The organism is Paenibacillus periandrae, assembly GCF_022458865.1.
Lineage (GTDB): Bacteria > Bacillota > Bacilli > Paenibacillales > NBRC-103111 > Paenibacillus_S > Paenibacillus_S periandrae.
Genome location: NZ_JAJNMU010000015.1, coordinates 178927 through 194873, shown reverse-complemented (window position 1 = coordinate 194873; position 15947 = coordinate 178927). Strand labels below are relative to the sequence as shown.

Annotated in this window: 16 protein-coding genes; 5 read left to right on the top strand and 11 right to left on the bottom strand. The window is 47.0% G+C overall.

Annotated elements, in window-relative coordinates; genetic code table 11:
- Positions 1-61: 61 nt before the first annotated feature.
- The 10 genes from LRL21_RS25055 to LRL21_RS25010 form a co-directional block, all read right to left on the bottom strand.
- On the bottom strand, positions 62-1438 hold the full coding sequence (locus tag LRL21_RS25055) for an ABC transporter substrate-binding protein (RefSeq protein ID WP_240418503.1): 1377 nt from the start codon (positions 1436-1438) through the stop codon (positions 62-64).
- A gap of 236 nt (positions 1439-1674) precedes the next feature.
- On the bottom strand, positions 1675-2316 hold the full coding sequence (locus tag LRL21_RS25050; RefSeq protein ID WP_240418502.1) for a fumarylacetoacetate hydrolase family protein: 642 nt from the start codon (positions 2314-2316) through the stop codon (positions 1675-1677).
- 27 nt (positions 2317-2343) lie between these two features.
- The gene (locus LRL21_RS25045) at positions 2344-3177 is read right to left on the bottom strand and encodes a carbohydrate ABC transporter permease (RefSeq protein WP_240418501.1); all 834 of its coding nucleotides are present in this window, start codon (positions 3175-3177) and stop codon (positions 2344-2346) included.
- A 10-nt stretch (positions 3178-3187) separates the two neighbouring features.
- Positions 3188-4072 (bottom strand): carbohydrate ABC transporter permease, encoded by an 885-nt coding sequence (locus tag LRL21_RS25040; RefSeq protein ID WP_076231080.1) that lies wholly within the window; start codon positions 4070-4072, stop codon positions 3188-3190.
- A gap of 137 nt (positions 4073-4209) precedes the next feature.
- Positions 4210-4908, bottom strand: coding sequence for an RraA family protein (locus tag LRL21_RS25035; protein ID WP_240418500.1), 699 nt, complete (start codon positions 4906-4908; stop codon positions 4210-4212).
- An 85-nt stretch (positions 4909-4993) separates the two neighbouring features.
- Positions 4994-6367: an extracellular solute-binding protein gene (locus LRL21_RS25030; protein ID WP_240418499.1), complete on the bottom strand. Its 1374-nt coding sequence runs from the start codon at positions 6365-6367 to the stop codon at positions 4994-4996.
- A 260-nt stretch (positions 6368-6627) separates the two neighbouring features.
- Positions 6628-7389: an SDR family oxidoreductase gene (locus LRL21_RS25025; RefSeq protein WP_240418498.1), complete on the bottom strand. Its 762-nt coding sequence runs from the start codon at positions 7387-7389 to the stop codon at positions 6628-6630.
- Between the two features lie 14 nt (positions 7390-7403).
- On the bottom strand, positions 7404-8423 hold the full coding sequence (locus LRL21_RS25020; protein ID WP_240418497.1) for a zinc-dependent alcohol dehydrogenase: 1020 nt from the start codon (positions 8421-8423) through the stop codon (positions 7404-7406).
- Positions 8424-8484: 61 nt separating this feature from the next.
- On the bottom strand, positions 8485-9441 hold the full coding sequence (locus tag LRL21_RS25015; RefSeq protein WP_240418496.1) for a 2-hydroxyacid dehydrogenase: 957 nt from the start codon (positions 9439-9441) through the stop codon (positions 8485-8487).
- Positions 9442-9632: 191 nt separating this feature from the next.
- A complete protein-coding gene (locus LRL21_RS25010; RefSeq protein ID WP_240418495.1) occupies positions 9633-10304 on the bottom strand; it encodes a GntR family transcriptional regulator in 672 nt (223 codons plus the stop codon).
- 230 nt (positions 10305-10534) lie between these two features.
- On the opposite strand from LRL21_RS25010, the gene LRL21_RS25005 reads away from it, so the two are divergent.
- The 5 genes from LRL21_RS25005 to LRL21_RS24985 all read left to right on the top strand — a co-directional run bounded on the left by LRL21_RS25005 (position 10535) and on the right by LRL21_RS24985 (position 15184).
- Complete coding sequence (locus tag LRL21_RS25005) at positions 10535-10765, top strand: hypothetical protein (protein WP_240418494.1); 231 nt, start codon at positions 10535-10537, stop codon at positions 10763-10765.
- Positions 10766-10983: 218 nt separating this feature from the next.
- Positions 10984-12444: a sulfatase family protein gene (locus LRL21_RS25000; RefSeq protein WP_240418493.1), complete on the top strand. Its 1461-nt coding sequence runs from the start codon at positions 10984-10986 to the stop codon at positions 12442-12444.
- A gap of 57 nt (positions 12445-12501) precedes the next feature.
- Complete coding sequence (locus LRL21_RS24995) at positions 12502-13263, top strand: ABC transporter permease (RefSeq protein ID WP_240418492.1); 762 nt, start codon at positions 12502-12504, stop codon at positions 13261-13263.
- Complete coding sequence (locus tag LRL21_RS24990) at positions 13239-14069, top strand: ABC transporter ATP-binding protein (RefSeq protein ID WP_240418491.1); 831 nt, start codon at positions 13239-13241, stop codon at positions 14067-14069. Before LRL21_RS24995 ends, LRL21_RS24990 begins: the two co-directional genes overlap by 25 nt.
- Before the next feature lie 50 nt (positions 14070-14119).
- Positions 14120-15184 (top strand): ABC transporter substrate-binding protein, encoded by a 1065-nt coding sequence (locus LRL21_RS24985; RefSeq protein ID WP_240418490.1) that lies wholly within the window; start codon positions 14120-14122, stop codon positions 15182-15184.
- A gap of 62 nt (positions 15185-15246) precedes the next feature.
- Here the strand turns inward: LRL21_RS24985 and LRL21_RS24980 are convergent, their stop codons facing one another.
- Positions 15247-15942, bottom strand: coding sequence for a response regulator transcription factor (locus LRL21_RS24980; protein ID WP_240418489.1), 696 nt, complete (start codon positions 15940-15942; stop codon positions 15247-15249).
- Positions 15943-15947 lie beyond the last annotated feature (5 nt).

Here is a 15947-nt window from a genome sequence, read left to right as displayed (position 1 = left end):
CGCTTGATATAAATTCAGACGGGATTACGAGTGGGGTCGCCCCACAACTGATTCATGATATTTATTTTTTCAACGCTTTATTGCCCTCATCCAGCAATCGTTGCGCTTCTTTCTCATATCCGGCCAGAGCGTCCCTGGCTGTCATTTTCCCGTTATTGAGCATGGCCTGTTGAAAATAGTTGAACCAGACCTTGCGGATTTGCTGGTAATTGGGCATCGCTACCGGATTATTAATCGCTTTATCGGGCATTGCCGCCCAATCCTTGCCCGGTTCATCGGTAACCAGAGACTGCAATGATTTTCTTGACGGAAGCTTGGCGTATTTCTGATAAATTAGTTTGTTGACCGCCTCGGATTTGCCGCTTGAAAGCCACAGTGCGAATTTGGCGGCCTCCTCCTCCCTCGTCTTATCCTGCTGCTTCTTGATGACAATACCCGACCCGTTCACGAACAACTTGCTTTTGCCACCGTTATCGGTTGGATAATGGGCCAGCATGAAATCAAATTTCCTGGGAATGACACCGTCGTTGATCTCTCTGCGTAGGTCCCCTCTGTCGTTCATCATAATGCCGACTTTTCCCTGCTTGAATAATTCGTACAGGTTCGGAATTTTATTGCCTGCAGCTCCTGGAAGCGCATACGGAGAGGTTGTCAGTTGTACCAACCATTCGAGCTTCTTAATATTCCCCGGTGAGTTATAGGTAATTTGGGTGTAATCCTTATTCGTATATTCATCACCATCGCTGTAAATGTACCCGTCAACGAACTTGTCATAAGCAATATCGCCTGCTACCATGCCGAGACCGTACACCCCATTTCCCAGTTTACCAATCGCTTCAACGGCTTTGGCAAACGAGTCACGCGACCAGGTTTTGGTTCTGGGATCAGGAAGCAACTGCTCGACGCCTGCCTTTAGGAACAAATCCTTATTGACCAACAGCACCTCACTGCGGATTTCCATCAGGAGCATCGCCAGCTTGCCGTCAATCGTCATTAAATCGATGGCACTGCTCATGTAATCGGGCAAATTGTAGTCCGCAGTGATATAGGCATCCAGGCCTGCAGTAACACCGCGCTTATATAAAGGGACCAGACGGTTAACGGCATCCACATACAGATCAGGAAATGATCCCGAGGCAATCGCTACGTTCAGCTTCTCATCCAGACCCGTAGTCGGAATCGAGCTGTAGTTAAGAGTAACATAGGGAGCGACCTTTTTATATTCAGCTACGATCAGCCTGAAATCTTCTTCTTCTACAAGACCTATCGAAGGACTGCTCCACCATTCAAGCGTTACAGGATTGAATTTCACAGCTTCTTCTTTTTTCGGAGATGAGGTGCTGTTAGGTAGGGGACTGAACGAACAGCCGCTTAAAAGTACCATGAGGATCGCACTGACTGCTAACAAATGCCTGCTTTTTTTCCACTTCGAAGCCATCTTGAATCAACCTCCTCTTGAAGCCTTGGCATATTGGCATACTTCGAATCTGATACCTGTGGTTTTCAATAATCACAGGCTCTCCCTCCACTATAAAGAACAGTCCCGTTTCCATCAATTAGATTTTGTTGGTATCGCTCTCTTACACACTTGGACTTTCTTGTTTATTGCTGTCAACACAAATAACCTTAACCCGATAACCCGGACTAAGGTACATCTGTATGACGGTTGAGCACTTAAGACAAACGAAGCCTGCAATCTCCTACCTGCTGCTCCCCCCAACAAAGGGACATATGAACCCCATCTGTAACGGCCCCCGCCCCGCCCGGCGTGCCTGTGAATATCACATCCCCTGCTCCAAGTCCAAAGTGAAGCGCCGTGAAATCAATAATAGTCTGAAGATCAAAAATCATATTGCGAATATTGCCGGTCTGGACCCGCTTCCCGTTATGGACAAGAGAGAAATCAAGCTTCCTGCATGCCTCGACACCAGTGAACGGCATGAACGGGCTGGCTGCCGCTGAACTAGGGAAGCCTTTGGCCAACAGCCACGGATAGCTCATCGCCTTCAGTTCACGGTGGATATCGCCAAGCGTAAAATCAATACCTACAGCCAGCCCGTCCACCAGCTCATCGATCTGGATTCCCGGTTTATAGAGCTGGCCTATCCGGATCACCAATTCGACCTCATACTCCACAACGCCGCGATTGCCAGGAAGAACAAGCTCCTGTCCTTGTACTTCTACAAACGCATGCGTTGGCTTAGAAAACAAGAGTGGAGACATCGGGATTTCAAGGTCTGATGCAGTTTCTTCATGAGCTTTGGCAGGAAGCCTGTAATTTCGGCCAACACAATAAATATTTCGAATGCCATGCATAGCTGCGCCTCTTTCTGAATGATGTTCCTACCCTTTAACCGCTCCCATCGTAATACCGGAGGTAAAATACTTTTGGAAGAACAGAAATACGGTCAATAAAGGAATTGCACCCAATGTAGCCCCCGCCATCAACCGTCCGAAGTTGGCTGCAGACTCCTCCTGTAAGCCTGCCACGCCCAGAGGGAGTGTCTTCATGTCCACTGAAGTAATGACGATCAACTGCCACATATAATCGTTCCAAACGTACACAAAAGCAAAGATCGACAATGCACCCAAAGCAGGCTGAATGATAGGCATCAGGATCGAATGGAACAGTCTGAACGGTCCGCATCCATCAATCTCGGCGGCATCAAACAAGTCGGAAGGAATCGTGCTGATAAACTGCTTCATCAGGAAGACGGCAAACGGCCAAGCCAATGCCGGAAGAATAATACCGTAATACGTATTAAATAAATTGTATTCCTTCATCATAATAAAGAGCGGCAGGAGGAGAGCTTCCTTTGGAATCGTCATGAACACAATAATGATCCAGAACAACCACTTCACACCCGGAAATTTTTTCTTCGCAAGCGGGAATCCGGCCAATGCCGATAAGTATACAATAATCGCCGCGGCTATGGTGGACGTGAACAAGCTGTTGAAAAACCAGCGGATGATCTTCGTTTGCGTAAACAAGTGTGTGTAATTGGACAAGGTTACATTCTCGGGGATCAGGCTGACACTTACACCCGTACTATTGGGCTTGAATGAGGTCAGCACACCGAAATAAAGCGGTACCAGACTGAGTATAGCCAGCACTATGACCAGCACGACGAACGACTTTTGCACAATCCCTTGCAGAGATAGACCCGTTGTATTCATAAGATTCCCCTTAATACTCGATGTCGGTTGATAAAAATTTGTATTGGATAATCGCAATGATCGTCACGATGAAAACAAGCACCGCCCCAACTGCGGAAGCCGTTCCGTATTGTCCAAAAACAAATGCTTTTTCATATAGCAAATAAGCCAGTGTCTGAGTGGAATTCCCAGGTCCTCCACTCGTCATAATTTTGATCAGTACGAACACATTAAACACCTGAATCGTTCCGGTGATGACCAGATATAGCGTGGTCGGCTTCAGGAGTGGAAGCGTTACATGCCAAAACTGATGCAGTGCGTTGGCCCCGTCAATTTTGGCCGCTTCATAGAAGGTATCCGGTATATTGCCGAGAGATGCCAGATATAAGATGACCGGTTTGCCAAGCACGAACGTGAACAGCACAATAATGATGGCAAGGAACGCATACTTCGGGTCGCCCAGCCAAGTGACCGGAGACAAGCCGACCGTCCGCAGTATTTGATTGGCTAATCCAACTACCGGATTGAAGATGAAGCCCCAGACCAAAGTCAGTGAAACACTGGATACGACAAGCGGCAAATAAAAGGCTCCTCTGACAAACGTTTTTACTCCCTGCGAGCCACGGTACACGGAGACCGATATGAACAAAGCCGCGAATATACTCACCGGCACGATGATCAGAACCAAAATAAACGTGTTTTTCAAAGCGATCCAAAAGACCTCTTCATGAAACAATTTCGTGAAATTATTGAAGCCAACAAATACTCTGGGAGAACCTATTGTAAAATCAAATACCGAGTAATACAGCCCCTGCAGCGCCGGAACGATCAGAAACAAGGTCAACAGCAAATACATGGGGGCCAAAAATAAATAGTTGACCCGATTTTTGTATATTTCCCTGCACAGTAAAATCATGATGTATACATGCTCCTCTCCTAAACAAGGTACAAATGAGCAGAGTGCCTCCAGAACAGACATGGTAGGAAAGTAACCCTGCGTTCAGAGATACCTTGGAGGCACTGTACTGCTGCAAATTCCTTAATGTGAGTCCTCTATTTACGCGCGTCTTCATCGTCCAATGAGCAGCCCTTTTGCTGAAGGAACTGATCAATCCAATCACGATTTATCGATCCGCCCTGCTCCAGGGTTTCGATGATGCCATCCTCAATTTGCTGAGTTTGACGGGCTTTGTCCAATAATAATCCCGCATACTGTGCTGGGATGGAGACCAGACCGTCTTCATCCCCAACGATGATATCGCCAGGGTTGACGATCATACCGCCGATGGATACCGGCACATTGATTTCCCCGGGACCATCCTTATAAGGTCCGCGATGGGTAACACCTCTGGCATACACCGGGAAATCTCTGCTGGCAATCGCACCGGAATCGCGGATGGCGCCATTCAGCACGAAGCCTGCCACTCCTTGCTTTTCCGCCAACCGGGTCATAATTTCACCAATCAGGGAATTCGTCAAATCTCCGTCTCCATCCACCACGATCACTTCTCCGGGAAGCGCCATCTCGATGGCCTTATGGATCATCAGATTATCTCCCGGTCTGGTTTTCACCGTTAATGCTGATCCTACCAGCTTCTTGCCAGAGTGATAAGGCCTCAGCTGCGGGCAGCTGGCAAAGATTCGATTCATATTATCACTAAGATGAGGCGTCACGACATTCTGAAATTGTGCTATCAGTTCAAGATCGGGATACTGGCTGCGCGGAATAATTCTGAATCCTATATTTTCCATAAAAGGGTCTCCTTCGGATGATATTAAAATGGGTGATTGCAATAGTTATGAATGGTTGCATCTTCTCGGTTCGTTGACGGTATACTTACTTTTTCAACTGCTTGTTGCCTTCATCCAGCAGTTTTTGTCCTTCCTTCTCGTAGGCCGCTAATGCTTCCTTTGCTGGCATTTTACCGTCACCTAGCATTGCCTGCTGGAAGTAGTTGAACCATACTTTACGAATTTGCAGGTAATTCGGGATAGCTACAGGATTATTGATCGATTTTTCAGGCATTGCCAACCAAGCCTTACCCTGTTCATCTGTAATAAAGCTTTGCAGTGATTTTCTCGATGGGAGCTTTGAGTATTTCTGGTATAGCAATTTGTTCACAATCTCGGACTTACCGCTTGAGAACCACAGCGCAAAGTTGGCGGCTTCTTTTTCTCTAGCCTTATCGTCCTGCTTCTTCACGACAATTCCCGATCCATTCACGAACAGCTTGCCCTTGGAACCGTCATCGGTTGGATAATGCGCATTCATATAATTGATTTTGTTCGTAACCGTACCTTCATTCGTCTCTCTACGGAAATCGCCTCTATCATTCATGATGACCGCTACCTTGCCTTGCTTGAACAGCTCATACATATCCGTTACTTTAGTGCCTGCCGCACCGGGAACCGCATACGGAGAATTCGCCAGCTTAATAATCCATTCGAGTTTTTTCACATTTCCCGGCGAATTGTAAGTCATCTTGGTGTATTCCTTATTCGTCCACTCATCCCCGTCACTGTATACATAACCGTCAAGGAATTTATCGTTGGCAGCTTCGCTGGCCACCAGACCCATGCCGTACACGCCATTACCGAGCTTACCGATGGCCTCTACCGCTTTGGCAAAATTGTCTCTCGTCCACGTCTGTGTCTTCGCATCAGGCAGCAGGCTCTCCACACCAGCCTTGGCGAATAAATCCTTATTCACCAGCAGCACCTCGCTGCGAACCTCCATCAGGAACATCGCCAGCTTCCCATCGATGGTCATAATATCTTTGGCGCTGCTTACATAATCCCCCAGGTTATAATCACTTGTAATATAAGAATCCAGTCCGGTCGTTACACCACGAATGTATAAAGGCACCAAACGGTTAACGGCATCTACATACAGATCTGGGAACGATCCAGAGGCAATTGCTACGTTCATTTTCTCATCGAGTCCCGTCGTCGGTATCGCATTATAATTAATCGTTACGTGAGGTGCGACTTTCTTGTACTCCGCTAATATTTGCTTGAACTCATCCTCCTGTGAAAGTCCAAGCGAGGCACTGCTCCACCATTCCAGCGTCACTGGTTTGGCAGCTTCACCTTTGGTGGCCTCTGTTGTACTGCTTGTAGAGTTGCCTGTCGAGCACCCGCTTACTACAAGACTGAGAGTCGAGGCGAGAATGAGACTGTTTTTTCCTATTTTCCATATCGAACTGAACATGGGTAAGCCTCCCTAATGGTAGTTATGAATCACTGCTTGCTATGTCGATCACCTCAATGGCTGAACGCCTCCTCCTTTCCACACTGACTATAAAGACCCGATGGATTGCCGACAATTAGACATTGTTGGTTTTGACCGCTTGCACACTTGGATTCTCTTGTCTCTGCTCATAATTGCTCTGTCCATGCGTATGTCCAAGCAAAAAGGCCAACCAGAACAGCCTGGTTGGCCTTGAAATATGAGTATTATAGGCAGAAAATTTATCGACCCAACCAGCCTCCATCCACAGCCAACAGGTGACCATGCACGTAGTTGGATGCCTCTGAAGCCAGATAGACAACAGCACCTTTAAAATCATCGGGGTTGCCCCACCGCTCTGCCGGAATCCGATTCAGGATTTGTGTACTTCGGACCGGATCATTCATTAATGCCACATTCATATCTGTCGCTATATAACCGGGAACAATGGCATTCACATTCACATGATGCTTGGCCCACTCATTCGCCAGTGCTTTGGTCAGTTGGGCTACCCCACCTTTGGCAGCTGCATACGCCGGAACCGTAATCCCCCCCTGATATGACAGCAGGGACGCGGTATTGATAATCTTCCCTTTACCTCGGGGCACCATATGGCGACCTGCTTCCTGGCATAAGGTCCACACGACCTTCAAATTAATTTGCAGCACATCGTCCCAATCCGATTCGAGAAAATCAACCGACGGGGAGCGACGTTGTATCCCCGCATTGTTAACCAGAATATCGAGACTGCCGAATTGCTCGACCACATTAGGTACCGCGGACTTAACTTGAGCCGAATTTTCCAAATCGCAAGGAATAATCAGGCACTTTCTCCCCAGCTTCTCAATCTGCTCCTGCAGCTCCGTCTGCTCGGGGTTTCGCTGGAGCAAAACAATATCTGCGCCTGCCTCTGCCAACGCCAAAGCCATTGATTTTCCGATTCCTCTTGTCGCACCCGTTATTGCAGCTACCTTGCCCTCCAAACTAAATAAATGGATTCCCATTTCTTCTCTCCTTATCACTTGGGATGGAACAGCACTTTAATCGAAACATCAGGATTTTCCATCAAATGAAAGCCTTCCTCAATCTGCTCAAGCGGTAGCTCATGGGAAATGAGCGGGGCTACATCAATGGCTCCACTATGCAACAGGTTGATCGCCTTGGCAAAATCACTCTTGCTGCAGCAGCGCGTCGTCGTTAATGAGATTTCTCTATAATGCATCGCTGCCAAATCAATCGTAGGCGCTTGCTTGAATACACTGACCACCACAATTTGCCCTTGAGTTTTGACCGTTTCAATCATTTGCTTGGCTGTGATTTGGTTACCTGCTACCTCAAACACGACTTCGGCGCCGTTCCCGCCGGTTCGTTTCAATATCTCCTCAGTCACGTTGACTTCCTTAGCATTCAAGGCGGTAAGTCCAAGCTGCTCCGCTTTGGCCAGACGATACGAGCTGATATCGGAGATTAGCACCTGATCTGCTCCCGCCTGTTTGGCGATCATACCGGTGAGCAAACCTATAGGTCCCGCACCCAATACAACCACATGATCCCCGACCTTCAGATTGGAACGGCGAACCGTATGGACAGCTATAGCTACAGGCTCTGCAAGTGCTGCATGAGCATCCGATAAACCTTCAGGAATCCGGTGAAGCCTGTCGAACGGAACCGCTACATATTCCGCGAAGCCGCCGTGCTTGTCGATACCGATCAGCTTCAAGGTTTTGCACACATGAGACGCACCGGCGAGACATGCCTCACACTTGCCGCAGCTCAGAGTTGGCTCTATAACAACACGATCCCCTACAGCCCAATCAGACTCACCCTGCAGCCTTTCGATCCTACCAGAGAACTCATGTCCCATCGCAAGCGGGGCCTTGGCTCTTGGATGCTTGCCTGCATAGATCATCATATCAGTTCCGCAAATCCCTGCAAAGGCTACCTTGATCAGCGCCTCTCCAGGTTGTAGATCGGGCACTTCAATTTGACCGGCCATCACCTTCTTTTCAGAAATATATAATCCTGCTTTCATCATCATTGGGTTCCGCTCCTCTATGTTCATTTGGGAAGCTTTCTTAACTAATTTAACTGATATGGGCTCACTTGACTTGAACCGATGGATTTACGCAAGCCGGAAGCTTCTCTCCCCTCAGCCCTGCCAATAAATTATTTGCAGCCAAATTGGCCATCCGGTTTCTGGTTTCGTAGGTCGCGCTGCCTACATGCGGAGTGATAAGGATGTTCGAAAGACTGAGCAGCGGATGATCGCCAGAGATGGGCTCCGGGTCCGTCACATCAAGGGCTGCATAAGCAATTTGATTCGTACGCAATGACTCGTATAAAGCCTCTGTATCAACAATAGGACCACGAGAAGCATTGATAAAATAAGCGGATGATTTCATTTTGGCAAATTCTTTCCTGCCGAACATCCCACGGCTATTATTGGATAAAGGCACTAGCACAATAATAAAATCTGCCTGCTCCAACAGGACATCGAAGGAAACATATTGCGCTTCCAGCAATTGATCATCCGCTCGCTGTGAGCGGTTATGGTAAATAAGCTTCAGCCCGCACGCCCTGGCTCTCCTTGCCACTGCGCAGCCAATATCCCCCATACCCACAATACCGAGCGTTTTGCCGAACAGATCGACACCAAGCGAAATATTGACGCCATTCTTCCAGCTTCCCGATTTCACAAATTCCCAGCCTTCATGAATGCGTCGAGCTGAGGATAGCAGCAAGGCAAAGGTCAGATCCGCTGTCGCTTCAACGAGAACACCAGGTGTATTGCCAAAAGGAATGCCTCTGCGTGTGCAAGCCTCGATGTCAATATTGTCATAACCTACGGAGGATTGCGCAACTACCCTCAAATTGGGAGCAGCAGCCAACAGCTCCTCGTTGACTTGGACATCCCCGGTACTAAACAAGCCCTCCGCTTCCTGAAGCCATTCCATTAACAACGAGCGGGGGATCGGACTGCTGTCTTCCCAAACTTTAACTTCACATTCCTTTTGAATGGCTTCCAGTGCAGCAGGCCAGGTTTTTCCTGTTAGCAAGACTTTAAATTTACCCAGAAGGAATCAACCCTTTCCTGATCAATTAAAATTCCTTATGCATGAAGATCAGCGGCAAGCATGATAGAGCAGCTTGGACTTACAATCTTGATTGTATAACTTGTATACTTGTCGACAACTTAAGTATAAAGAATTATTTAAGGCTTGTAAATACAATTATCGTAACGTAAGCCTTAAAATAAGCTCTCATCCACGGATTTCTTCGTATCCATAAAATGCTCCTGAATGATCTTGCTCATATTGGAAGCATCGCGTGAAACAAGCGCCTCCACGATCAGCTTATGCCGGTGAATCAGCGGCTGGATTTCCTCCTTATGCTTCGAGAATCGCCGCTCCGTTGCCACTAATAGAACCGTGAGGATGACATAACGAATGTTATTCCACAAATATAAAATCCGGCTGTGATGAGCGCTTAAAATAATCGTTTCGTGAAACAGCAAATCATAATAGGCAAATTGCACAGGATCATCATGGCTCTCAGCCAGCTGCATTTTATCCACAATCTGCTGCAGCTCCTTGATCTTCAGCTCATCATAAACGCTGGAAAGCTTCTGAACCGCGAACCCCTCGAACAGAAAACGGACATCATTCAATTCTTCCATATCCTTGGATTTAAGACCAATGACCACGGCACCCATGCGTTCCATCCTTATCAAGCCCTCATTCGATAAAATTTTGAGTGCATCACGAATCGGTGAACGGCTGGTTCCAAATTCCGCGGCTAACACATTTTCCGTTATCACCGTATCAGGAGCCATCGTTCCATTAATAATCCGCAAACGAAGCTCACTGGAAATTTTTTCACCCAGCGAAGCTCCCTTCAGCCACATTGCCGGAAATTGCATCCGTTTCACCTCATCTTGTGTACTTGTCGACCATCTCTTTTTATCATACCTGAAATGAGCGCATCATGCCAGTCACTAAGCGCTCGTGTTACTTCGGATAAGATGACGAAGGAAGCGCATAATATTAAGCATCAAATAACAGGTTGAATAATGGTTCAGTCTGTTTGATTTAATGTCCAGCAGGTTAATAATAATACACAAGTGCATTCTAACATTGGAGGCGACCTGATATGTCGAACAATACCTATAATAATGAAGACTTGAAAACGAGCGTAAAGGCACATGAAGAGTTCGATGAACAAAAAGGGTCCGATACCCCGATCAGTGAAGTTATGAACGGATCCATGGCTCCCAATATGGAAGAAATCAGGCGGCTGGGCAAGGATATGAAAAATATGAAAACCGAGGCAGAGCTTAATGAAGAAGGCTTGGTCTCAGATCCGATCCAGAACGAATCATAAATCATCGAAGCTATGAATGAATCGCTATATCTCAAAGTTTCACATATGATCTCCATTGATTATTAAGCAAAGGAGCTGCCCATACAGGCAGTTTTTTTGCTTTTTTTATGAGGATATTGTTGTGGATATGGCAAATAAGGGTTGAAGATTGTTCAACCTTATGTTTACAGAAAATTAAAAATATAATGAAAACATCACTTAGCACAGGAGGCCAACACATGCGAATTATTTATTTGGACATCGACTCTCTTCGTCCCGATCATATGGGCTGTTACGGCTACAACCGCAATACCACACCCAACATTGATAAAATTGCCGCAGCGGGAATGAGATTCAACAATTGCTACACCGCTTCCTCTCCATGTGTACCATCGAGAGCCAGCTTTATGTCAGGCCGATTCGGTATTAACCACGGAGCGCTGACGCATTGGGGACCTGGCGGAGAATTTCATTACCCAGAAGGCGACGGGCACAGCGAAGACATTCCTTTCTTTACGAGACATATCCGCAAAGCTGGATATAAAACGGTTACATTCTCGACCTTCGGAGATCGCCATCACGCTTGGTGGTATTTTGCCGGCTGGAACGAAGTTCATACGCATTCTTTAAAAGAAGGCAACGAAAATGCCGACGAAGTAAACGCTTCCGTAATCCCATGGTTGAAGCAGCATGGTAAAGAAGATAACTTCTTTTTACACATTCAATATTGGGACCCGCATACGTTCTACACGTATCCCATCGAATATATGGAGCAATGGAAGGACGCACCTCTGAAGGATTTCCCTGATGAAGCAACCATTGCTTCCCAACAAAAGGACAGCTTTCCACGTTCCGCTCCTTTCCTTCATTGGGGTGACAAGTATCCGGCAACCATGCCAGGACAAATCGCCAATCGCGACGATTTCAAGCATGTGATTGACGGCTACGATGGTGGTATCAGCTACATGGACAAATACGTAGGTGAGCTGCTGGACACGCTGCGTGAGCTTGGCATCGAAGATGAAGTATGCTTCATTATTAGTGCCGATCATGCCGAATCCCTTGGGGAGCAAGGCATCTACATCGAGCACGCAAGTGCGACGGAGGCTGTCCATCATATTCCGCTAATTGTTACCATTCCGGGGGTAACCCAGCCGGGGCAAGCCATTGACGGCTTCATCTACAACGTCGATGTGATCGCTACCCTTACAGATTTGGTTGGACTAGAAGTGCCATCAGGGTGGGACGGCCGCTCCTTTCTTCCAGCACTAACAGGCGAGCATTGGCAAGGACGCGATTATCTGGTGATGGATCATGCTTTGTATGTCTGCCAACGCGCTGTGCGGGACGAGAAATGGTATTTCATCCGTACGTATCATCCGGGATTGCTGCTGCATTTTGACGATGTGACTTTGTACGATATGGTTAACGATCCTAATCAAACCCGCAATGTGGCCGAGGAATTCCCGGACATTGTGAAAGAAATGGACCATCGCTTGTCCCAATGGCAGCACGAGCAAGCACGCAAGCCAGGCTATAAGGTAGACCCGCTGCAAAAAGTCATCGAAACCGGACCATGGAAATATTTGAAGGTTGAGGATTGGGTTCGTAAATTAGAAAAGAGCGGCTGGAATGAAGCGGCATCGGAATTGCGAAGCATCTACTCCAGTGAGGCGCTGCAGCCTGCCTATGATGGGTAGGCCTCCCTGCTGCCGTCCTATTAATTAAATTGAGCTCTATGAAAAGAGGTTAACACTATGAAAAAAATCCCCAACTGGATGCTGACGATCATCTCCTTGATCGTAGGTATACTTCTCTGGTACCTGCTATCGTCGATTCCGGCTATAGGAGCTATTATAGCGAATCCGGTCAAGGTGCTGAAATCGTTCTCCACGGAGATTGGGAGCGGCCGGATGTGGACCAACGTATGGGCGAGCCTGCTCCGGGTACTTGGCGGCTTCTCACTCGGGCTGATCGTAGCTATACCTGTTGCATTTTTGATGGCATGGTATTCTCTGATCCGTTCCATCGTGGATCCATGGATTCAATTTTTTCGGACGATCCCTCCTATCGCTTTGATCCCTCTTGTTATTGTTTCACAGGGTGTGGGCGAATCGGCGAAAATCAGCGTTATTTTTGTTGCTACCTTTCTGGTCATGGTGATCACGATCTTTCAAGGAATCCGCAACGTCGATCCAACCTTAATCCGTGCGGCCCGGGTGCTTGGCGCCAGAGACCGGGACATTTTCTTCGAGGTCATTGTACCTGCCTCCTTCCCTTATATTCTGGTAGGGGTGCGACTTGGTCTGGCTGCTGCGTGGACAACACTTGTTGCTGCTGAACTAACGGGTGCCAATAAAGGGCTTGGCAATATGATCATGGAAGCAAGCTTATACTTCCGCATGGATATCGTCATACTCGGTATCATCGTTATCGGGATTATAGGTTTGGCTATGGATAAATTTGTATTGTTTCTGGAGAGGAGGCTGACGGGATGGCAGGAACTTCGTCAAAGCTAGAAGCGAACAGCATCAATAAGCAAGCGACAGAAGCTAACAAAATTGAGATCAGCGGCCTTTCGAAAATATACAAGGGTCGAAATGGTGATACCATTGCTCTGCAAAACACGGATTTAACGATCAAAAATAATGAATTTGTGTGTGTAGTCGGCCCAAGCGGCTGCGGCAAAACAACCCTGCTCAATATTATTGGTGGGCTTGAAGCCGCAACCTCCGGTTCGGTGCGAGTCGATGGCAAGGAGGTTCACGGCCCCGGCAGGGAACGTGGTGTTGTGTTTCAACAATATGCCTTATTCCCGTGGAAAACCGTATTAAAAAATGTTGAATTTGGACTGAAGCTGCGCGGATTAAACCAGAAGGAACGCAAGGAAAAGGCTGAGTCTTATTTGGAGCTGGTGGGGCTCAAGGACTTTGCCCATGCGTATCCGAAGGAATTGTCAGGCGGGATGAAGCAGCGGGTCGCGATTGCAAGAGCGTATGCGGTGGAGCCTGAAGTACTTCTTATGGATGAGCCGTTCGGAGCGTTAGACGCCCAGACGCGAGCCCAACTGCAGGAGGAGCTGCTCAAGACCTGGCAAAAGCAAAAGAAAACGTGCTTCTTTATTACTCATGATGTTGAGGAAGCTGTCATCCTGGCCCAGCGTGTCATTATTATGAGTGCACGTCCCGGCCGTATCAAAGAAATTATAGATGTAGACATCCCTTACCCTCGAGATCAGTCAACCAAGCTGGATGAACGATATATCAGTATCAAAAATGAGATATGGTCCAAAGTGTACCGTGAATATCTCGAGGTGTCGAAGTAATCGGTATATATTACCGTTATACTACTCATAATAAAGGGAGGGTTTTTAACATGGTTTACAAATCACAATCCGTCATTAAGCTTCCACTGGCAGCACTTGCACTCAGTCTTACACTTCTTATCAGTGCTTGTGGTTCAGGCAGCGGGTCCACGAATGCCAATGCACCACAAGCTCCAACCCCTACTACCAAAGTCGAGGAAAAAGTACAAACCATTAATTTTGCTTATATGCCTAACATGGGCGGAGCAGCACCGATTGCGATTGGTGAGGAAAAGGGCTTCTTCAAAGAAGCAGGCATTAAGATGAATGCCGTCAAATTTCTTAGCGGCCCTCCGGAATTTCAAGCCATGGCAGCGGGTGAAATCGATATTGCTTATATTGGACCTGGAGCCACCTTCCTGTCTGCTCAAGGTCAAGGCAACATCATAGGGATCGTCAGTCTCGGCAAGAGTGATATGGTGTTCGCTACGAAAAAATCCGGTATTAAAGAATTTAAAGATTTAAAAGGTAAAACCGTTGGGGTGCCCAAAGGAACCTCAGGTGAAATGGTGTTGAATCTGGGTATAGAAAAAGCCGGACTTAAGCTGAGTGATGTGAATATCGTCAACATGGATGTTGCCGGTGCTGTTACCGCTTACGTAGCAGGCAAGGTCGATGCAGTCGCCATCTGGTCCCCGTACACATCAGAGATCGAGAAACAAATTGGCAAAGAAAACATGGTTAAGCTCGGGGATAACAGCAGCTTCTTTCCTGAATATTCGTTCCCGTCCAGCTGGGTCGTGAATCCGAAATTCTTAAAGGAAAAACCGGAATTGGTTGACAAATTCATGAAAGCTATGGCGAAAACAACCGAGTACAAAATAAGCCACAGTGACGAAGCCGTTAAACTAACAGCTGCCTATACTCAGGTGCCTGAGGATAGCCTAAAGCAAGAGCTGGAAAGTATTGATTGGATCGATAGCAAGAAGCTGGCGACCATATTCAAGGACGGCACAGCCAAGCAATGGTTCGACAATTTGCAAAAGCTGTTTGTCGCTAACGGCAAAATGGACAGCATCGTGCCATCAGAAAAATTCATGACGACGGATCCGGCTATCAAAGCGGTTAACCCGTAAGCAGTTCAAGCTTAGGTTCACAGAAACTATAAATTGTGATGACTCCAAATAAGAGAAGGGCTCTATAGCCCCTCTCTTATTTTATGTATGTAAGGTATAATGTCCGAATCACGCAGCATGGCGGTTACTTCTTTTGTTCGCTTTTTATTGAATTTTTTCAAAATAAGATTAATTTGTGATTTGATGGTGGACAGCTCCACCTGCCTTTCCTTGGCAATCTCTGTGATTTTCATATCCTTTAACAGCAAATCAAGAATGGCTAGCTCGGAGGGAGTTAATTGGTACAAAATCTGAATGGACTTGCGAAAGGTTTCTTCGTTGCGCCGAATACGGGTAAATTCATTTTTGATCTTATAGGCAACCTCAGGCCGGATTTGGACTTTGCCCTGATAGGCCGTCCGGATGCTATTGATGATTTCTCCAACCGAGCTTGTTTTTAATACATAATCAACGGCCCCCGTTTCAAAAGCGCTAAATACGGTTTCGTCATCCTCATGAACGGTCAGGAAAATAATCTTCGTCTCGGGAAATTGCGCGAGTACCTTTTGAGCGGTAATAATACCGTCATGCTTCATATCCATCTCAATATCCATCAGAATAATATCCGGTCTAAGCTCAGGAACAAGATTTAGCACCTCTTTGCCACTGGAAGCTTGTCCAACGAGGATCATCCCCTCTGCCTGCTCGATTTGTAAGCAAAAATGTTCTCTCAATACGTCCAGATCCTCGGCTACAAGAATACGAATTGGTGGTGTCATAGAGC